The sequence below is a fragment of the Pseudomonas sp. N40(2020) genome, assembly GCF_014472415.1.
Classification (GTDB): Bacteria; Pseudomonadota; Gammaproteobacteria; order Pseudomonadales; family Pseudomonadaceae; genus Aquipseudomonas.
Genome location: NZ_JACSZV010000059.1, coordinates 1 through 18,472, shown reverse-complemented (window position 1 = coordinate 18,472; position 18,472 = coordinate 1). Strand labels below are relative to the sequence as shown.

The following is an 18,472-nucleotide window of genomic DNA, read 5'->3' as shown; positions in this document are numbered from 1 at the left end:
GGCCGATTGCTCTGATCAGTGCAGTACATCAAACGCCAACCAAAACACCCAGCACGCCCGCCAGCTTGCGGGCGTGCTTTCGCTCAGTCGAAGTGACGGTGACAAGCCGATCGTCCCCCACCCAGTTTTCCGATTGCAGGGACACCCTCATGGTAGTAACGTTTCTACATCAGAATTTCTGGAGGCCGAACATGATGGCCATCACGACCATTTCCAGCCGCGAATTCAATCAAGACACAAGTGGTGCCAAAAAAGCCGCGCACCAAGGCCCGGTCATCATTACTGATCGCGGCAAGCCTGCACATGTGCTGCTAAGCATTGAGGAGTACCAGAAACTGACGGGCAATCAGACCAGCATCGTTGATCTGCTGGTCATGCCTGGCGCTTCGGAAATCGAATTCGAACCAGAGCGCGCCATCATTATTCCTCGTAGTGTGGATCTGTCCTGATGTTTCTACTCGATACCAATGTGATTTCCGAATTGCGAAAACCCCAAGCCGATAAACAAGTGGTGGCCTGGGCTAACAGCATCCCTGCGGCAAACCTGTATTTGTCGGCAATGACTGTGCTCGAACTGGAAACCGGCATTCTGCGCATCGAGCGCCGAGACCCTCCCCAAGGTGGCCTGCTGCGTAACTGGCTGGAGCGTCACGTCAAACCTGCGTTCTCGGGAAGAATCCTGTCGGTTGATAGCGCAGTTGCCACACGATGCGCACAACTGCATGCCCCTGATCGCTCCAATGAATGCGACGCGCTGATCGCCGCCACCGCGCTTGTACACGGATTGACGGTCGTCACCCGTAATGTCGCAGACTTTGAACTCAGCGGTGTTCATTTGATAAACCCCTGGCTCGCCGCCAACGCATGAAACAATTGAAAAGGCCCCGCCAACGAGAATTGGCGGGGCCTTTTTCATGGACGCCTGGCAAAGATTGATTTCACCGGGATCGTATCGATCAACTTCCGGTTCTGCCATTTATTGTTCTCCACCAGATAGATCTGCAGTTGCTTGCGATCCTCGGTGAAACTGGTGATCAGGTAGGTTTGTTGCGAGGTGGCCCCGCTCAGGTACATCGGCACATTGCCCAGCCAATAAGAACTACCGCCATCCTGATGCAAATGACCGGCAAATACAGCAGTGACCTGATATTTATCGAGCATTTCACGGAAGCGTCTCAGTTGCGCCTCGTTACCCTGCATATCGAACGGCTTATGCATGTTGATGATGATGGCGTAACCTTGAGTCTTTGCGGTACTGAGATCTTTTTCCAGCCAATCCAAGGCGCTGTTGATATTGAAAGTAGTGGGATTTAGTGCATGCGCAATTCGGGCCGTATACGTCGGCTCATTATTGAGTTGAACCAGATGGACTTCACCGATATTCGTTGAGTAAGCGAGACTGCCCGAATAAGTATTACTCAAGAAACCACTGGTAATCTTCAAGTCAAAGTTATTCACCTTGTTTTCATGATGTTCTTTAAACTCAACGATACTGCCCGCCGCGCAGCTATTGCTAAAACAATCGTCAACATTGTTTTCATAATCGTGATTACCCAGACCGTACAGATACTCGCCCTTGAAGTGCTGATCCAATGCAGCCTTCATGTAAGAACGCTGCCAACCATGACCAAACGCAGTGATATCACCATTGATCATGAGTGGCACCTGTGCCTGCCCACCCTGGCTATTGCGAAAAGCAGCAATACTGGCAAGTTGCGTTTCAACCAGCCATTTCGAGCGGACTTTGAAGTCCGCATCGGACTCCGGTTGCTGGCTATCCGTTTTGTCTGTCCAGGGATACTGGGTATCAGAGGCAAACACCATATGTCGAGGAGTTCCCTCTAACGCCTGAATCCAAGTAGCCGAAGATAACAAAAAAATGCCGAGCAAAAATCGTAGAACTCCATGAGAAGCCATCGTATTCATTTCCATATAAAGTTAGAAAGTTAAAAGCAAATCAATATTGCTGAAAACAACATATTGGAAAAAACAGAAAACATCAAAGGCCAAACCCGAGGTAATTAAATTAATATATTTCAGCAGTACAAACAAACAGCCAACCAACTTCCATTTAACTGACCTGAAACTTTTTCAAGCATCCATTACAGCGAATGCTGAACTCGACGCGCCAGCAAGAAGGTCATGAATCACCTAGACTCTCCCATCTGCATGCGCAAAACCGTTGAGGCGCAGAAGTCAATTGACCCAGATCACTACACCATCAATTGATTTTCCCCAACGCGACCAAAGGTCGCACCCGTTCGTCGGGGTGACAGGCGTATCATTGGGCCACTGCAACGCCCTTTCTGACCGCGGTCGGCACGTATCGACCGAGGCATTTTTCCACTGCCGTGGGATGCAATGATGAGTAACCAGATTCCGGTACACGACGTCACGCCACCGAGCAAAAACGCGAACAACAGCGTCGATCTTTACGCCTCTCGAGAAAAAATCTACACCCGGGCTTTCACCGGACTGTTCCGCAATCTGCGGATGATGGGCGGCGCCGCGCTGTTTCTGCTGTATTTCGGTACGGTCTGGCTGAACTGGGGCGGCCATCAAGCCGTGTGGTGGAACTTGCCGGAACGCAAGTTCTTCATCTTTGGCGCCACCTTCTGGCCACAAGATTTCATTCTGCTCTCGGGCCTGCTGATCATTGCGGCATTCGGCCTGTTCTTCATCACCGTTTATGCCGGCCGCGTCTGGTGCGGCTACACCTGCCCGCAAAGTGTGTGGACGTGGATTTTCATGTGGTGCGAGAAGGTCACCGAGGGCGACCGCAACCAGCGGATCAAGCTCGACAAGGCGCCGATGAGCGGCAACAAGTTACTGCGCAAACTCGCCAAGCACTCGCTGTGGCTGTTGATCGGTTTCGTCACCGGCATGACCTTCGTCGGCTATTTCTCGCCGATCCGCGAACTGGTCTTCGAATTCTTCACCGGGCAAGCCGATGGCTGGTCGTATTTCTGGGTCGGTTTCTTCACCCTCGCCACGTACGGCAACGCCGGCTGGTTGCGTGAGCAAGTGTGCATTTACATGTGCCCGTACGCGCGCTTCCAGAGCGTGATGTTCGACAAGGACACACTGATCGTTTCCTACGACCCGCGTCGTGGCGAAAGCCGTGGCCCGCGCAAGAAAGGCATCGACTACAAGGCTCAGGGCCTGGGCGATTGCATTGACTGCACCATGTGCGTCCAGGTCTGCCCGACCGGCATCGACATCCGCGACGGCTTGCAGATCGAGTGCATCGGCTGCGCTGCATGCATCGACGCCTGCGACAGCATCATGGACAAAATGGACTATCCTCGCGGCCTGATCAGCTACACCACCGAGCACAACCTGTCAGGCCAGAAAACCCATAAACTGCGGCCACGCCTGATCGGCTATGCGGTGGTGTTGCTGGCGATGATCAGCCTGTTGGTGACGGCGTTCGTCATGCGTTCGCTGGTCGGTTTCGACGTCAGCAAGGATCGCGTGCTGTACCGCGAAAACGCCGAAGGCCGGATCGAAAACGTCTACAGCCTGAAAATCATGAACAAGGATCAGCGCGACCACACCTACGTGCTGGAAGCCGCCGGCCTGCCGGATCTGCGTCTGCAAGGCAAACGCGAGATCAAGGTTCAGGCGGGGGAGATTTTCAGTATGCCGGTCGAGTTGTCGAGCGCACCGGAACAATTGCCATCGAGCACCAACGAGGTGAAATTCATCCTCAAGGATGCCGATGACGACAGCGTCCACGTTGAAGCCAAGAGCCGATTCATCGGCCCACAAATCCGTTGAGAGAACTGAACATGCCCGCAGCAAACGCCGCAAGCCCTTGGTACAAGCACCTTTGGCCCTGGATCATCATCGCGATTCTGGCCTGTTCGGTGACGCTGACCCTGTCCATGGTGACCATTGCGGTGAATAACCCGGACAACCTGGTCAACGACAACTACTACGAGGCCGGCAAAGGCATCAATCGCTCGCTGGATCGCGAACTGCTGGCGCAGACACTGAAGATGCGCGCTGCCGTACATCTGGATGACGTGACCGGCGAAGTCGACCTGCGTTTGAGCGGCGACAGTCAGCCAAAAACGCTGGAGCTGAACCTGATCTCACCGACCCAGCCGGAGAAGGATCGCAAGATCGTCCTGACCCGCAGCGAAACAGAACAGGGCCGTTACATTGGCCAGTTGAGCGACAAGATCGACGGCCGCCGGTTTGTCGAGTTGCTGGGGTCGCAGGATGATCACGTGTGGCGGATGTTCGAAGAAGAACTGGTCAATCATGACAAGGAGCTCCTGCTCGGTGATGAACCGCTGCAAGGCGCCGAAGACCTGAAGAAGTAAGTCACCTTCAGAATCCCCCTCACCCTAACCCTCTCCCCCAGGAGAGGGGACTGATCTCGAGCGTTTGCATGTTGTGTGTACGACAGTGACGATGTCAGCGAATGAAGCTGCTTCTGCGGCCAACATCAATCGGCTCCCTCTCCCTCCGGGAGAGGGCTGGGGTGAGGGCAAGCGGACAACTCAAATACAAGGGCTTGCCCCCTCAAAGATGCCATGACCACCCCACTCCCCTGCTACCACTGCGCCCTGCCCGTCCCGTCCGGCAGCCGCTTCAACGCCGTCGTGCTCGGGGAGTCCCGCGAGTTCTGCTGCCCCGGCTGCCAGGCTGTGGCCGAAGCCATCGTGGCCGGAGGCCTGGAAAGCTATTACCGGCACCGCAGCGAAGCCTCGGCCAATCCCGACGCGCTGCCGGTGCAACTGGTCGACGAACTGGCGCTGTACGACCGCGCCGATGTGCAGAAACCCTTCGTGCGCCATGAAGGCGATCTCGCCGAAACCACCCTGTTGATGGAAGGCATCAGTTGCGCTGCCTGCGGCTGGCTGATCGAGAAACACCTGCGCACGCTGCCGGCAGTCGCCGAAGCCCGTTTGAACCTTTCCAACCATCGCTTGCATGTGCGTTGGGCCGACGGGCAATTGCCGCTGAGCCAGATCCTCGCCGAACTGCGGCACATCGGTTACGCCGCCCACCCGTATCAGGCCGACCGCGCCAGCGAACAACTGGCCAGTGAAAACCGCCTCGCCCTGCGTCAGCTTGGCGTCGCGGGCCTGCTGTGGTTCCAGGCGATGATGGCGACCATGGCGACCTGGCCGGAATTCAACATCGATCTCAGCCCCGAACTGCACACGATTCTGCGCTGGGTTGCGCTGTTTCTGACCACGCCAATCGTGTTCTACAGCTGCGCACCGTTTTTCAAAGGCGCCATGCGTGACCTGCGCACCCGCCACCTGACCATGGACGTCTCGGTGTCGCTGGCGATTGGCAGCGCCTACATCGCCGGGATCTGGACGTCGATCACTGGTGTCGGAGAACTGTATTTCGATGCAGTCGGCATGTTCGCCCTGTTCCTGCTCGCCGGGCGCTATCTGGAGCGCCGTGCCCGGGAACGCACCGCCGCTGCTACCGCACAGCTTGTCAATCTGTTGCCCGCCTCGTGCCTGCGTCTTGATGATGCCGGCCAGAGCGAGCGCATCCTGCTCAGCGAATTGCGCCTTGGCGATCAGATTCTGGTGCAACCGGGTTCGATTCTGCCGGCGGACGGCAAGATTCTCGACGGCCAATCGAGCATCGATGAGTCGCTGCTCACTGGCGAATACCTGCCCCAACCGCGTATGCCGGGCGATGCCGTGACAGCCGGCACGCTCAACGTCGAAGGTGCGCTGACCGTGCAAGTGCAGGCCTTGGGTCACGACACGCGCCTGTCGGCCATCGTCCGTTTGCTCGATCGCGCCCAGGCCGAGAAACCGCGACTGGCAGAAATCGCCGACCGCGCCGCGCAATGGTTCTTGCTGTTGTCACTGATCGCCGCCGCCGCCATCGGCCTGTTGTGGTGGCAGCTGGATTCATCGCGCGCCTTCTGGATCGTCCTCGCCATGCTGGTTGCGACTTGCCCTTGCGCACTTTCGCTGGCGACGCCGACTGCGCTTACCGCTGCTACTGGCACCCTGCACAAACTCGGTCTGCTGCTGACCCGCGGTCATGTGCTGGAAGGTTTAAATCAGATCGACACGGTGATTTTCGACAAGACCGGCACGCTGACCGAAGGCCGACTGGTGCTGCGTTCGATTCGTCCACTGGGTTCTTTGAACAGCGATCAATGCCTGAGCCTTGCCGCCGCACTGGAGAACCGTTCGGAACATCCGATTGCCCGCGCCTTCGGCCGTGCACCTTTGGCGGCTGAAGAAGTCCAGAGCACGCCTGGGCTTGGTCTCGAAGGATTGGTCGGCGAACAGCGTTTGCGCATCGGCCAGGCGGAATTTGTCTGCGCCCTCAGCGGCGCCTTGATGCCAACGATGCCGGATGAGCCGGGTCAGTGGCTGCTGCTCGGTGACAGCTCGGAACCACTGGCCTGGTTCGTCCTCGACGACCGTCTACGCGACGATGCTCCCGCTCTGCTCGCCGCTTGCAAGGCGCGCGGCTGGCGTACCTTGCTGTTGTCCGGCGACAGTTCGCCGATGGTCGCCAGCGTCGCTGCCGAGCTGGGTATCGACGAGGCCCATGGCGGCCTGCGCCCGGACGACAAGCTGCAAGTGCTGCAACAGTTGCACAAGGAAGGTCGCAAGGTGCTGATGCTCGGCGACGGGGTCAACGATGTGCCGGTTTTGGCCGCCGCCGACATCAGCGTAGCCATGGGCTCGGCCACAGACCTGGCGAAAACCAGCGCCGATGCCGTGCTGCTGTCCAACCGTCTAGACGCCTTGGTGCAAGCGTTCACACTGGCGCGACGCACCCGTCGGGTAATAATCGAGAACCTGCTGTGGGCCGCGCTGTACAATGGCCTCATGTTGCCGTTCGCCGCCCTCGGCTGGATCACTCCGGTGTGGGCGGCGGTCGGCATGTCGATCAGTTCGTTGACCGTGGTGCTCAACGCCCTGCGCCTGACTCGCCTGCCGAGCGCGCCGGTTTTAAACACCCGATCAGAAACTCGCCCGTTGCCGACCTGAGCCGCGCGGGCCTGGAGTACAGATGCCAGCTCTCTACGTGATGATTCCGGCCGCGCTGCTGATCGTGGCCATCGCCGTGTACATCTTCTTCTGGGCGGTGGACAGCGGTCAGTACGACGACCTCGACAGCCCGGCCCACAGCATCCTGTTCGACGATCAGGACCCGAACCACACCGCCGCCGTGGACGAAGCCAACGCCAGCAAACCGGACGACAAGGCACCACCCCATGCTTGAACTGGCACCACTGCTGGTTTCGGCACTGATCCTCGGCCTGCTGGGTGGCGGCCATTGCTTGGGGATGTGCGGCGGTTTGATGGGCGCGCTGACGCTGGCGATTCCCAAGGAGCAGCGCAGTCGGCGCTTTCGCTTGCTGCTGGCTTATAACCTTGGGCGAATCCTCAGTTATGCGACAGCCGGATTGCTGATCGGCCTCGCCGGTTGGGCGGTGGCCAACAGCCCCGCTGCGCTGTTCATGCGTGTGCTGGCCGGATTGTTGCTGATTGCCATGGGCTTGTATCTGGCCGGTTGGTGGAGCGGACTGACCCGCATCGAAAGCCTTGGGCGCGGTTTGTGGCGTTACATCCAACCGGTAGCCAACCGCCTGCTGCCAGTGTCGAGCCTGCCCCGCGCCTTGCTGCTCGGTGCGCTATGGGGCTGGCTGCCATGCGGACTGGTTTACAGCACACTGCTGTGGTCGGCGAGCCAGGGCAATGCGCTGGACAGTGCGTTGTTGATGCTCGCCTTCGGGCTGGGGACTTGGCCGGTTTTGCTCGCCACCGGGCTGGCGGCGGAACGGGTGACTGCGCTGCTGCGCAAACGCAGCGTGCGCATGGCCGGCGGGGTTTTAGTGATTCTGTTCGGTATCTGGACCTTACCCGGCCCCCATCAGCATTGGTTGATGGGCCACTGACCTTAAGCAAGGCTTTGATCCAGTGATATCTACTGTGGTGAGGGGATTTATCCCCGACCGGCTGCGAAGCAGTCGTAAACCTGTCGGCACGTTATGACTGTTGGAATATGGCGCCCGCTTCGCGGGCCATCGGGGATAAATCCCCTCACCACAAAAACCGGGCCAAGCCTTCAACCACCGTTGATGCAAATCAAGATGCCCCCGCACGCCCTCCCCTAGACTCGCCACACTGCCAGCCTATCCGGGGAATGCCCGCATGCTCGACGCCATTCGTTGGGACACTGATCTGATCCGCCGCTACGACCTGGCGGGGCCGCGTTACACCTCGTATCCGACGGCCGTGCAATTCAACAGTCAGGTCGGCACGTTCGACCTGTTCCATGCCCTGCGCGACAGCCGCAAGGCCCTGCGCCCGTTGTCGCTTTATGTGCATGTGCCGTTCTGCGCGAACATTTGTTACTACTGCGCCTGCAACAAGGTCATCACCAAGGATCGCGGTCGCGCCCTGCCCTACCTGCAACGGCTCGAACAGGAAATCCAGCTGATCGCCTGCCACCTCGACCCGGCGCAGAAAGTCGAACAACTGCACTTCGGCGGCGGCACTCCGACCTTTCTCAGCCACGATGAGCTGCGGCAATTGATGGCGCACCTGCGCAAGCACTTCAATCTGCTCGATGACGACTCCGGCGATTACGGCATCGAAATCGATCCGCGTGAAGCCGACTGGTCGACCATGGGCCTGCTACGCGAACTGGGTTTCAACCGGGTCAGCATCGGCCTGCAAGATCTTGATCCGGCGGTGCAACGGGCGGTCAATCGCCTGCAAAGCCTGGAAGAAACCCGCGCCGTGATTGACGCCGCGCGCACCCTGCAATTTCGCTCGATCAACATCGATCTGATCTACGGCCTGCCCAAGCAGACCCCGGACAACTTCGCGCGCACCGTCGAGGAAGTCATCAGCCTGCAACCGGACCGGCTCTCGGTGTTCAACTACGCGCACCTGCCGGAACGCTTCATGCCGCAGCGGCGGATCAACGCCAACGAACTGCCGAGTCCGGCGCAGAAACTGGAAATGCTCCAGCGCACCATCGAGCAACTGACCGCCGCCGGTTACCGCTACATCGGCATGGACCACTTCGCGCTGCCCGACGATGAACTGGCGATAGCTCAGGAAGAAGAAACCCTGCAGCGCAACTTTCAGGGTTACACCACTCACGGTCATTGCGATCTGATTGGTCTGGGCGTGTCGGCGATCAGCCAGATAGGCGACCTTTACTGCCAGAACAGCAGCGATCTCAACGAATACCAGAACACCCTCGCCTCCGCGCAACTGGCGACCAGCCGTGGCCTTGTGTGCAATGCCGATGACCGCTTGCGTCGGGCGGTGATTCAGCAGTTGATCTGCAACTTCAGCCTGGAATTCATCAAGATCGAGCAGCAATTCAACATCGACTTCCAGGGCTATTTCGGTGCTCTGTGGCCACAACTGCAAGGCATGGCAGAGGATGGCCTGATTACGCTGGACAGTCAGCGGATCGAAGTACTGCCGGCAGGACGACTGTTGGTGCGTTCGGTGTGCATGGTGTTCGACGCGTACCTCGAACAGCAGAACCGCCAGCGCTTCTCGCGGGTGATTTAGTTTTTCATCAGCAACGAGGCGGTTTTCATGGTTTGTTCCGGCGTCAGGTCGGACTGGTTCATGACTTTGGACAGGGACAGATTGGCGGTAATCAGACCGTTGTTCAGCGCGGCAATGGCACCTTTGAGGGCGGCGAGTTTGGCGATCTTCACTTCCGTGGAGAGCGTCTTGTCGGCCATGACGGCTTTGATGCGCGCGTTCTTTTCGGCGATCTGCTGCTGCAAATTGCGGATCATCTTCAGCAATTGCTGGATATTCTCGGGCAAGCCGCTTTCTTCGATGTCGCGATTGTCACCGCCGGCACTGGCCGACTTCTCGATCGAGGCACCGGACAGCGACACTTTGACGCCCTCGACCAAGGTCGGGGTTGTCCCTGTTGTCGATTCAGCGTCGTGGTGCTTGTCGGCCGTGTTTTTAAACGCTTCCGACAGCGCTTCAACACCGCTGTTACCAAGGCCCAGCGTACCAATGGCCGTCATCGATTCGATTCCTTGCATGCGTTCTGATACCACCTTATCGGCCACTTGCCCTGCGGCTTTACGCCGTTATGGCAATCTCGCCACAGACTGGCCTGAATGTCCTCCCGTGGGTTACCCTTACGTCTTATGTGTGTTTTCCCACAAGGATTAAAGAAATGTCCGAGCCAGTTAAACTGCGCGCTCACAGCCAGGCCCATTGCAAGGATTGCAGCCTGGCCCCTCTCTGCCTGCCACTTTCTCTGAATCTGGAAGACATGGATGCGCTGGACGAAATCGTTAAACGGGGCCGCCCGTTGAAAAAGGGTGAGTTCCTGTTCCGCCAGGGCGACACGTTCGATTCCGTTTATGCAGTACGCTCCGGCGCCCTGAAGACGTTCAGCCTGAGTGATGCTGGCGAAGAGCAGCTCACTGGTTTCCACCTGCCGAGTGAACTGGTCGGCCTGTCCGGCATGGACACCGAGAAACACCCGGTTTCCGCCCAGGCACTGGAAACCACTTCGGTCTGCGAAATTCCTTTCGAACGCCTCGATGAACTGGCCCTGCAACTGCCGCAACTGCGCCGCCAGTTGATGCGCGTGATGAGCCGGGAAATTCGCGACGATCAGCAAATGATGTTGCTGCTGTCGAAAAAAACTGCCGACGAGCGTATCGCCACCTTCCTGGTCAACCTGTCGGCGCGCTTCCGTGCTCGCGGATTTTCGGCCAACCAGTTCCGCCTGAGCATGTCGCGCAATGAAATCGGCAACTACCTGGGTCTGGCGGTGGAAACCGTGTCGCGCGTGTTCACCCGTTTCCAGCAAAACGAACTGATCGCCGCCGAGGGCAAAGAGATCCACATCCTCGACCCGATCCAGCTCTGCGCCCTGGCCGGCGGCTCGCTCGACGGTTGATCTCGACCCGCGGCCGAGCGAATCGATTCAGCCGCGGGTATACTGCGCCGTTTGCAGCCCTGCCAGGACACCTCGACGATGGTCTTCGACTCCTTCGACATCAAATCCCTGATCCGCCCTGTGATCGACTTCCCGAAACCGGGCGTGATCTTTCGCGACATCACCCCGCTGTTCCAGTCGCCAACGGCCCTGCGCCTTGTGATGGACAGCTTCGCCCACCGCTATGTGGAAGCCGACTTCACCCACATCGGCGCGATGGACGCCCGCGGTTTCCTGATCGGTTCGGTGCTGGCTTATCAACTGAACAAGCCGCTGGTGCTGTTTCGCAAACAAGGCAAATTGCCGGCGGACGTGTTGGCCGAGGGTTACGCCACCGAGTACGGCGAAGCGTTTCTGGAAGTCCACGCCGACAGCTTGTGTGAAGGTGATTCGGTGGTGATGTTTGACGATTTGATCGCCACCGGCGGGACGCTGATTGCCGCGGCCAACCTGATCCGCCGCATGGGTGCGCGGGTGCACGAGGCGGCGGCGATCATTGATCTGCCGGAGTTGGGTGGTTCACAGCGTCTGGGGGATATGGGGATTCCTACGTTCTGCCTGACGCAGTTTGCGTTGACTGATAAATAAGCAGCGCTTGAACTGACGCCATCGCGAGCAGGCTCACTCCTACAATTTGGAATGCGTTCTCCTGTAGGAGTGAGCCTGCTCGCGATGAGGCCGGCAGCCTCACCAACGATTCAAAGCCCCATCTGCTTGCTGATGATCTCGTTCATCACTTCCCGCGTCCCGCCGCCAATCGAAAGAATGCGGTTATCCCGATACAGCCGCTCGACCAGACTCTCGCGCATATATCCCATCCCGCCCAGAATCTGCACCGCCTCGGTGGTGATCCGGTCCGACGTGTCCGTGGCAAAGTTCTTCGCCATGGAAATTTCCTTGATCACACTTTTGCCCGCGGCCATTTTGGCTGCCTGCCGATACGTGAACTCGCGCGACACTTCCAGCGCCGTGGCCATTTCGGCGAGACGATGCTTGATTACCTGAAACTTGCCGATCGGCTTGCCGAACGCTTCACGCTCGCGTGCCCACCTCAGGCTCTCCTCAAGCGCAAGCTGCGAGGTCATGTTGGCCATCAGCGCCAACGCCAGCCGCTCGCTCTGAAAGTTGCCCATGATGCAGGCGAAGCCCATGTTCTCGGCACCGATCAGATTTCCCACAGGCACCCGGCAATCGTCGAAGAACAATTCAGCCGTGTCCGACGCCCACCAGCCCATTTTCTTCAGCTGGCGGCCAACGGTGAAACCCGGCGTACCCTTTTCGATCAGCAGCAGACTGATGCCGCCGAAACCGGGCGCCCCCGTGCGTACCGCGACGGTATAAAAGTCGGCGCGCACGCCACTGGTGATAAAGGTTTTGCTGCCGCTGACCCGGTAGAACTCGCCGTCAAGCACGGCGCGGGTTTGCAGGTTGGCGACGTCGGAACCGCCGCCAGGCTCGGTGATGGCCAGTGCACTGATCTTCTCGCCACTGAGCACTTGTGGGACCACGCGGTCGCGCACCTCGGACCGCGCCCATTTGACGATCGGTGGCAGGCCGATATCCAGCGACCCCAGCCCCGCCACCAGGCCGCCCGAGCCGCAGCGCATCAACTCTTCACTGGCGGCCACCTTGGCGAACACATCGCCTTCATGGCTGCCACCCAGCGCTTCGGGGTAGCCGATACCGAGGATCCCTGCGGCACCCGCCTTCAGGTACAGCTCACGGGGGAAGCTTTCTGATTCTTCCCACAGATCAATGTCCGGCAGGATCTCACGCTCGACGAAACGTCTGACGCTGTCGCGGACCAATTGGTGGCTGGGGTCGAAGTATTCCTGAAAGGCAGGCATGGGCGAGCTCCACGGAAGGGTTCGCCGACGTTAACCGAGCGCTTGCTTGGTTTTCAACAATATTGTGTGAACCAGAGTGACCGAGTTGCCTTCATCGCTGGCAAGCCAGCTCCCACAGGGTTCTGAGTTGTTCACAAATTTTGCGACTAACACCATTCACTGTGGGAGCTGGCTCGCCAGCGATGAGGCCAGAACAGGCGATACAAATATCAGAGGGCGATCGGTTTACGCCCGGCAAACGAATGCGCCAAGGTGCCGCCATCCACCAGCTCCAGCTCACCACCCAACGGCACACCGTGAGCAATTCGCGAAGCGATCAAACCTTTATTGTTGAGGAGCTGAGCGATGTAATGCGCCGTCGCCTCACCTTCCACGGTCGGGTTGGTGGCGAGGATCACTTCGGTAAACGTACCGGCTTCTTCAATCCGCGCAATCAACTGCGGAATGCCGATGGCCTCAGGCCCGAGCCCGTCGAGCGGCGACAAATGCCCCTTGAGCACAAAGTATCGCCCACGGAATCCGGTCTGCTCGACCGCATAAACATCCATCGGCCCTTCCACCACGCACAGCAACGTATCGTCGCGACGGGTATCGGCGCATTGCGGGCACAGATCGTCTTCGGTCAGCGTACGGCACTGGCGGCAGTGACCGACGCCTTCCATGGCCTGGCTCAAGGACTGGGCCAGACGCAGACCGCCACTGCGATCACGTTCGAGCAACTGCAACGCCATGCGCTGGGCAGTTTTCTGACCCACACCCGGCAGAATTCGCAGGGAGTCGATCAGTTGGCGAATCAAAGGGCTGAAGCTCATGGGTAAAAAGTCCGACAAAACAACGAGACGCGGTTTATACCCGCGCCTCTGTCCAGCGTCAAATACTCAGTCCTGGGCGACCTTCACCACCAGTTTGCCGAAGTTGCGTCCTTCCAGCAGACCAATAAACGCGTCAGGCGCCTGCTCCAGGCCATCGACCACGTCCTCGCGAAACTTCACCTTGCCCTCACGCACCCACGGCACCATGTGGCTGATGAATTCCGGCTGACGATCACCGTAGTCATCAAACACGATGAAGCCCTGAATCCGCACACGCTTGGTCAACAGCGTGCGTTGCAGCATCGGCAAGCGATCCGGGCCTTTCGGTGCTTCGGTGGCGTTGTAACCAGCGATCAGACCGCACAACGGAATGCGCGCTTTGGGGTTGAGCAACGGCACCACCGCATCGAACACATGACCACCAACGTTCTCGTAATAGACGTCGATGCCATCGGGGCAGGCCTTGGCCAACTGCTCGGCAAAGTCCGCAGCCTTGTGATCGATGCAGGCGTCAAAGCCCAGCTCCTCGACCACGTATTTGCACTTCTCGGCACCGCCGGCCACGCCAACCGTGCGCAGCCCTTTGATCTTCGCCACCTGGCCGACCACCGAGCCGACCGCGCCCGACGCCGCCGCCACCACGAGAGTCTCGCCCTCTTTCGGTTGGCCGATGTCCATCAGCCCCATGTACGCGGTCATGCCCGGCATACCCAGCACGCCGAGTGCCATCGACGGGCTCGGCAGCCCGGACGGAATCGGAATGATATTGCGCCCGTCGCTGATGCTGTGGCTCTGCCAACCGGTCGCGCCGACCACCAGATCACCTTCGTGAAATTTTGGATGACGCGAACGCTCGATTCGGCTGACAGCGCCACCGGTCATCACCTCGCCGATTTCTACCGGCGCGGCGTAGGACGGTGCGTCGCTCATGCGTCCGCGCATGTAGGGATCGAGTGACAGGTACAGGGTTTTCAGCAGAACCTGGCCTTCTTCGAGATCCGGCAGGGCTTCACGTTCGAGGCGGAAGTTTTCCGGGGTCGGCGCACCGACCGGTCGGGATGCCAGGACGATACGTTGGTTTAGGGTCAGAGGGTCGGACATGTCAGCGTCTCCTGTGAATGATGAGTTCGGGGGTATAGGGAGCAGACCTTTGTGGCGGTGGCGCGTTCCACTTGATCGTTCCCACGCTCCGCGTGGGAACGATCAGCCAAAAAAAATGCCAGGCGCAATGCCTGGCATTTTGTGTAGCTCATCTGCCGCCGGATGGCGAATCAGAATGGCAGTTTCATACCCGCTGGCAGGTTCATGCCGGCGGTCATGCCGCCCATTTTTTCCTGGCTGTTGGCTTCGATCTTGCGCACGGCGTCGTTGACGGCGGCGGCAACCACAGCTTCCAGCATTTCTTTGTCGTCTTCACTCAGGCCTTCGACCAGGCTTGGGTCGATGCTCACGCTTTTCACGTCGTGACGACCGGTCATCACCACGGTGACCATATCGCCACCGGCCTTACCGGTGACTTCAGCGTTGGCCAGTTCTTCCTGCATCTTGGCCATTTTTTCCTGCATCTGCTGCGCCTGCTTCATCAGGCCGGCCATGCCACCTTTCATCATGGTAATCACCTCAAAAGTACTTGGATCAAAACAGCGCCCGGTGGTTAAGACCGAGCGCCTTCAGTTATTAGCCTTGGGCGACCAAGGCGTCGACAGGTTCAATAGTATCGTGTCGCACGACCGCGCCGAACTGCTGGACCATCTGCTGGATGAACGGATCGCCGTGGATCGACTCCTCCGCTTCGCGCTGACGGTTGGCTCGCCGGCGGGACGCGGCCTGGGCCGGGGTTTCCTGCTCGGGCTTGATCAGTTCGATGGTCAGGCTCAGTGTGCGGCCGTGGAACTGGTTCAACGCATCGTTGAGACGTCGCTGTTGCGTGGCGTTGAACAGTGCGCTGTGGGCCGGGTCCAGGTGCATCAACCAATGGTCGCCATCGACCGCGATCAGCGTGCAGTTGGCGGCGATGCTGCCGGTCATGCCGGAGATCGGCAGTTTCGGAAACAGCTCCAGCCATTGCAACGCCAGACCCGTGGCGGGTGCCGCAGCAGGTTCCGGCTCGGGTTCCGGCGCCGGTTCAGCGGCGTGTTCACTGGCCAGTTCGTCGAGGTAGCTGTAGGCCGAATCCATGTCCGGCTCGATGTAGTCCTCGTCCAGCGGCGGCTCGTCGTCCATCTCCATGCCCGGAGTGGCGGCGTCGACGTCAGCGACCGACGGCTCGGGGATCGGCGCAGCGGCCCACTCGGGTGCGTCCGGCACGACGCTGTCCGGGGTCGGCAGCGGCATCGGCGGCAGCTCGGGCTGCTCGGCGGCGGTTTCCAGCACCGGCTCGACAGCGGGTTGCTGCGCAGGCTCGGGCTCTGGTTCTACCGGATCGTTCCATGGCAAGTCGACAACGGCTTCGACGGCGACAGGCTCTGGCTCGGGTTCCGGTTCCGGCTCTGGTTCAGCGGCAACCACTGGCTCGGGAGCCGGTGCAGGCTCGACCACTGGCGCAGGCGTCGGCGCTGGCGCAACAGCCGTAGCGACCACCGGCGCAGCTTTAGGCGCGGCAGCCACGGAGTTTGCGGAATCAACTGTGGCCTGGCTGATCCCCACTGGCTTTAGCGGTTGCCTCGGGGCGTCCGCGGTGTCGGCAGGCCTGAAGGCCAGCATTCGCAACAGCACCATTTCGAAACCGCCACGCGGGTCTGGCGCCAGCGGCAAGTCACGACGACCGATCAGGCCCATCTGGTAATAGAACTGCACGTCTTCGGCCGGCAAGGCCTGAGCCAGTGCCAACACGCGGTCACGATCGCCATGGCCGTTGTCGACACCTTCCGGCAGTGCCTGAGCGATGGCCACGCGGTGCAGCACGTTGAGAATTTCCGAGAGTACGCCATTCCAGTCCGGGCCTTGCTCGGCCAGATGACGCACGGCTTCGAGCAAAGCCTTGGCGTCGCCTTCAATCAACGAATGCAGCACGTCATAGACCTGACCGTGATCCAGCGTGCCGAGCATCGCCCGCACGTCGGTGGCCAGAACCTTGCCTTCACCGAAGGCAATCGCCTGATCGGTCAGGCTCATGGCGTCACGCATCGAGCCGTCAGCGGCGCGACCCAGCAACCACAGCGCATCGTCTTCGAACGGCACATTTTCGGCGCTGAGGACGTGGGTCAAATGCTCGACCACACGCTCAGGCGTCATGTTCTTCAGTGAGAACTGCAGGCAGCGCGACAAAATCGTTGCCGGAAGTTTCTGCGGGTCAGTGGTCGCCAGAATAAATTTGACGTAGGGCGGCGGCTCTTCGAGGGTTTTCAACAGCGCATTGAAGGAATGGCTGGAGAGCATGTGCACTTCGTCGATCAGGTAGACCTTGAAGCGCCCGCGACTCGGCGCGTACTGCACGTTGTCGAGCAGCTCGCGAGTGTCTTCGACCTTGGTGCGGCTCGCGGCGTCGATCTCGATCAGGTCAACAAAACGGCCTTCATCGATCTCGCGGCACACCGAACATTCGCCGCAAGGGCTGGAAGTGATACCTGTCTCACAGTTCAGGCATTTGGCAATGATCCGCGCAATCGTGGTCTTACCCACCCCGCGCGTACCGGTGAACAGGTACGCGTGGTGCAGCCGCTGGCTGTCCAAGGCATTGATCAGAGCCTTGAGCACATGGGTCTGGCCGACCATTTCGCGGAACGAGCGCGGACGCCATTTACGTGCAAGAACCTGATAACTCATCGAAAACCGTCGCAACGAAGGAAGCTGAAGCGGCTAATGCTAGCGGAGCAAGGGCAAAATTGCATCCGGTGTCCTTCGCTAATCTGGCTAAGCTGCATGAGCAGAGGCTTTTATCGGCTCTGGATCGTGAATTACCGGAGCGTTTATGCGTTGGGCCGTGGGGGCTTTGCTGGGGATCAGCCTGAGCGTGACGGCAGCGGAACCCCCGTTGCGCTTCGCCGTGCCTGACAGCTGGGCGATGCCGATGGTGCAACTGGAACGCGGCCGCCCGACCCAGGGCATTCTCTATGACATCATGCTCAGCCTCGCGACCCAGGTCGGCGTGCCGGCACAATTCAACGTCCTGCCCCGCACGCGCATACAGAGTGCCATGGAACACGGCGAGATCGATGTGCGCTGCTACGCCGCACAGTCGTGGCTGCCGAATCAGTCCGGGGATTACATCTGGAGCATTCCGCTGTTGTTTCAGCGCGACTTGCTGATCGCTCGCCAGGATCAACCCGCCAGTGCCGATCCCTCCAAACTGCCCCTCCAGTCGATCGGCACAGTGCTCGGCTACACCTATCCCACCCTGCAACCCTTGTTCGACACCAATCGCCTGCAACGCGAAGATGCGCGCAATCAGGAACAAGTGCTGAACAAACTGCTGGCCGGGCGTTATCGCTACGCCGTGAGCAATCAGTGGACCTTGGATTGGTTCAACCAGCGCCTGGCACCCGAACAGCAACTACAAGGCGTCGCGGTGCTACAGGAGCAGAAAGTCGGTTGCTATGTGAGGAATGATCCGAAGGTGCCGGTGCAGCGGATTTTGCGCACGTTGCTGCGGATGAAAATGTCGGGGGAGATTGATGAGATTATCCGGCTCTATACCGGCAACTCCGAAAACACCCCATAACCCTGTGGGAGCTGGCTTGCCAGCGATAGCGGTCCGTCAGGTAAAAATTGGTGGCTGACACGGCCCCATCGCGGCATTGGTATCTACACATCTCTAAAGTCTTCGGCTGGCCACCCAGCCGATGGCTTCTTTAGCGAAACCCGCCAGCTCCTGTGGCGTGTATTGCTCCAGCGTCTCGCACATCGCCAAAAGCATGTACA

General features: G+C 59.3%; 18 protein-coding genes. 11 read left to right on the top strand and 7 right to left on the bottom strand.

Annotated features, from left to right (window positions below; genetic code table 11):
- The first annotated feature begins 194 nt into the window (after positions 1-194).
- Both IAI51_RS25995 and IAI51_RS25990 read left to right on the top strand, forming a co-directional pair.
- Positions 195-449: a type II toxin-antitoxin system Phd/YefM family antitoxin gene (locus tag IAI51_RS25995; protein WP_187681087.1), complete on the top strand. Its 255-nt coding sequence runs from the start codon at positions 195-197 to the stop codon at positions 447-449.
- Complete coding sequence (locus IAI51_RS25990; protein WP_187681075.1) at positions 449-868, top strand: type II toxin-antitoxin system VapC family toxin; 420 nt, start codon at positions 449-451, stop codon at positions 866-868. Before IAI51_RS25995 ends, IAI51_RS25990 begins: the two co-directional genes overlap by 1 nt.
- Before the next feature lie 44 nt (positions 869-912).
- Here the strand turns inward: IAI51_RS25990 and IAI51_RS25985 are convergent, their stop codons facing one another.
- Positions 913-1,917, bottom strand: coding sequence for a metallophosphoesterase family protein (locus tag IAI51_RS25985; RefSeq protein WP_187681074.1), 1,005 nt, complete (start codon positions 1,915-1,917; stop codon positions 913-915).
- Between the two features lie 447 nt (positions 1,918-2,364).
- Between IAI51_RS25985 and ccoG the strand changes: the two genes are divergently transcribed.
- The 6 genes from ccoG to hemN all read left to right on the top strand — a co-directional run bounded on the left by ccoG (position 2,365) and on the right by hemN (position 9,545).
- A complete protein-coding gene (gene ccoG, locus IAI51_RS25980; protein WP_187681073.1) occupies positions 2,365-3,780 on the top strand; it encodes a cytochrome c oxidase accessory protein CcoG in 1,416 nt (471 codons plus the stop codon).
- Positions 3,781-3,791: 11 nt separating this feature from the next.
- Positions 3,792-4,331, top strand: a complete 540-nt coding sequence (locus IAI51_RS25975; protein WP_187681072.1) for a FixH family protein — start codon at positions 3,792-3,794, stop codon at positions 4,329-4,331.
- A gap of 213 nt (positions 4,332-4,544) precedes the next feature.
- Positions 4,545-6,995 carry a heavy metal translocating P-type ATPase gene (locus tag IAI51_RS25970; protein WP_187681071.1) on the top strand — a complete coding sequence of 817 codons (2,451 nt, stop codon included), beginning with the start codon at positions 4,545-4,547 and terminating at the stop codon, positions 6,993-6,995.
- Between the two features lie 22 nt (positions 6,996-7,017).
- Positions 7,018-7,230 (top strand): cbb3-type cytochrome oxidase assembly protein CcoS, encoded by a 213-nt coding sequence (gene ccoS, locus IAI51_RS25965; protein ID WP_187681070.1) that lies wholly within the window; start codon positions 7,018-7,020, stop codon positions 7,228-7,230.
- Positions 7,223-7,906 (top strand): sulfite exporter TauE/SafE family protein, encoded by a 684-nt coding sequence (locus IAI51_RS25960; protein ID WP_187681069.1) that lies wholly within the window; start codon positions 7,223-7,225, stop codon positions 7,904-7,906. The genes ccoS and IAI51_RS25960 overlap by 8 nt, the downstream gene beginning before the upstream one ends.
- A gap of 256 nt (positions 7,907-8,162) precedes the next feature.
- Positions 8,163-9,545 (top strand): oxygen-independent coproporphyrinogen III oxidase, encoded by a 1,383-nt coding sequence (hemN, locus tag IAI51_RS25955; RefSeq protein ID WP_187681068.1) that lies wholly within the window; start codon positions 8,163-8,165, stop codon positions 9,543-9,545.
- Here the strand turns inward: hemN and IAI51_RS25950 are convergent.
- Positions 9,542-10,024 carry a hypothetical protein gene (locus tag IAI51_RS25950; protein ID WP_187681086.1) on the bottom strand — a complete coding sequence of 161 codons (483 nt, stop codon included), beginning with the start codon at positions 10,022-10,024 and terminating at the stop codon, positions 9,542-9,544. The two genes, hemN and IAI51_RS25950, sit on opposite strands and share 4 nt — an antisense overlap.
- A 155-nt stretch (positions 10,025-10,179) precedes the next feature.
- Between IAI51_RS25950 and fnr the strand changes: the two genes are divergently transcribed.
- Both fnr and IAI51_RS25940 read left to right on the top strand, forming a co-directional pair.
- Positions 10,180-10,914: a fumarate/nitrate reduction transcriptional regulator Fnr gene (fnr, locus tag IAI51_RS25945; RefSeq protein WP_187681067.1), complete on the top strand. Its 735-nt coding sequence runs from the start codon at positions 10,180-10,182 to the stop codon at positions 10,912-10,914.
- Between the two features lie 78 nt (positions 10,915-10,992).
- Complete coding sequence (locus IAI51_RS25940) at positions 10,993-11,541, top strand: adenine phosphoribosyltransferase (RefSeq protein ID WP_187681066.1); 549 nt, start codon at positions 10,993-10,995, stop codon at positions 11,539-11,541.
- A gap of 110 nt (positions 11,542-11,651) precedes the next feature.
- Here IAI51_RS25940 and IAI51_RS25935 read toward each other — a convergent pair whose 3' ends face one another.
- From IAI51_RS25935 to dnaX, 5 genes are all read right to left on the bottom strand, one after another.
- Positions 11,652-12,800: an acyl-CoA dehydrogenase family protein gene (locus tag IAI51_RS25935; protein WP_187681065.1), complete on the bottom strand. Its 1,149-nt coding sequence runs from the start codon at positions 12,798-12,800 to the stop codon at positions 11,652-11,654.
- Between the two features lie 209 nt (positions 12,801-13,009).
- The gene (recR, locus tag IAI51_RS25930) at positions 13,010-13,612 is read right to left on the bottom strand and encodes a recombination mediator RecR (RefSeq protein WP_187681064.1); all 603 of its coding nucleotides are present in this window, start codon (positions 13,610-13,612) and stop codon (positions 13,010-13,012) included.
- A gap of 66 nt (positions 13,613-13,678) precedes the next feature.
- The gene (locus tag IAI51_RS25925; protein ID WP_187681063.1) at positions 13,679-14,713 is read right to left on the bottom strand and encodes an NADP-dependent oxidoreductase; all 1,035 of its coding nucleotides are present in this window, start codon (positions 14,711-14,713) and stop codon (positions 13,679-13,681) included.
- Positions 14,714-14,883: 170 nt separating this feature from the next.
- Positions 14,884-15,222, bottom strand: coding sequence for a YbaB/EbfC family nucleoid-associated protein (locus IAI51_RS25920; protein ID WP_042558527.1), 339 nt, complete (start codon positions 15,220-15,222; stop codon positions 14,884-14,886).
- 67 nt (positions 15,223-15,289) lie between these two features.
- Positions 15,290-17,377 carry a DNA polymerase III subunit gamma/tau gene (dnaX, locus tag IAI51_RS25915; protein WP_187681062.1) on the bottom strand — a complete coding sequence of 696 codons (2,088 nt, stop codon included), beginning with the start codon at positions 17,375-17,377 and terminating at the stop codon, positions 15,290-15,292.
- Between the two features lie 145 nt (positions 17,378-17,522).
- On the opposite strand from dnaX, the gene IAI51_RS25910 reads away from it, so the two are divergent.
- On the top strand, positions 17,523-18,272 hold the full coding sequence (locus IAI51_RS25910) for a substrate-binding periplasmic protein (RefSeq protein ID WP_187681061.1): 750 nt from the start codon (positions 17,523-17,525) through the stop codon (positions 18,270-18,272).
- Positions 18,273-18,472 lie beyond the last annotated feature (200 nt).

What these genes read in the sequence shown, in the direction of transcription:
- IAI51_RS25995 (WP_187681087.1), top strand. Translation starts at nt 195, where the DNA reads ATGGCCATCACGACCATTTCCAGCCGCGAATTCAATCAAGACACAAGT.
- IAI51_RS25990 (WP_187681075.1), top strand. Translation starts at nt 449, where the DNA reads ATGTTTCTACTCGATACCAATGTGATTTCCGAATTGCGAAAACCCCAA.
- IAI51_RS25985 (WP_187681074.1), bottom strand. Translation starts at nt 1,917, where the DNA reads ATGGCTTCTCATGGAGTTCTACGATTTTTGCTCGGCATTTTTTTGTTA.
- ccoG (WP_187681073.1), top strand. Translation starts at nt 2,365, where the DNA reads ATGAGTAACCAGATTCCGGTACACGACGTCACGCCACCGAGCAAAAAC.
- IAI51_RS25975 (WP_187681072.1), top strand. Translation starts at nt 3,792, where the DNA reads ATGCCCGCAGCAAACGCCGCAAGCCCTTGGTACAAGCACCTTTGGCCC.
- IAI51_RS25970 (WP_187681071.1), top strand. Translation starts at nt 4,545, where the DNA reads ATGACCACCCCACTCCCCTGCTACCACTGCGCCCTGCCCGTCCCGTCC.
- ccoS (WP_187681070.1), top strand. Translation starts at nt 7,018, where the DNA reads ATGCCAGCTCTCTACGTGATGATTCCGGCCGCGCTGCTGATCGTGGCC.
- IAI51_RS25960 (WP_187681069.1), top strand. Translation starts at nt 7,223, where the DNA reads ATGCTTGAACTGGCACCACTGCTGGTTTCGGCACTGATCCTCGGCCTG.
- hemN (WP_187681068.1), top strand. Translation starts at nt 8,163, where the DNA reads ATGCTCGACGCCATTCGTTGGGACACTGATCTGATCCGCCGCTACGAC.
- IAI51_RS25950 (WP_187681086.1), bottom strand. Translation starts at nt 10,024, where the DNA reads ATGACGGCCATTGGTACGCTGGGCCTTGGTAACAGCGGTGTTGAAGCG.
- fnr (WP_187681067.1), top strand. Translation starts at nt 10,180, where the DNA reads ATGTCCGAGCCAGTTAAACTGCGCGCTCACAGCCAGGCCCATTGCAAG.
- IAI51_RS25940 (WP_187681066.1), top strand. Translation starts at nt 10,993, where the DNA reads ATGGTCTTCGACTCCTTCGACATCAAATCCCTGATCCGCCCTGTGATC.
- IAI51_RS25935 (WP_187681065.1), bottom strand. Translation starts at nt 12,800, where the DNA reads ATGCCTGCCTTTCAGGAATACTTCGACCCCAGCCACCAATTGGTCCGC.
- recR (WP_187681064.1), bottom strand. Translation starts at nt 13,612, where the DNA reads ATGAGCTTCAGCCCTTTGATTCGCCAACTGATCGACTCCCTGCGAATT.
- IAI51_RS25925 (WP_187681063.1), bottom strand. Translation starts at nt 14,713, where the DNA reads ATGTCCGACCCTCTGACCCTAAACCAACGTATCGTCCTGGCATCCCGA.
- IAI51_RS25920 (WP_042558527.1), bottom strand. Translation starts at nt 15,222, where the DNA reads ATGATGAAAGGTGGCATGGCCGGCCTGATGAAGCAGGCGCAGCAGATG.
- dnaX (WP_187681062.1), bottom strand. Translation starts at nt 17,377, where the DNA reads ATGAGTTATCAGGTTCTTGCACGTAAATGGCGTCCGCGCTCGTTCCGC.
- IAI51_RS25910 (WP_187681061.1), top strand. Translation starts at nt 17,523, where the DNA reads ATGCGTTGGGCCGTGGGGGCTTTGCTGGGGATCAGCCTGAGCGTGACG.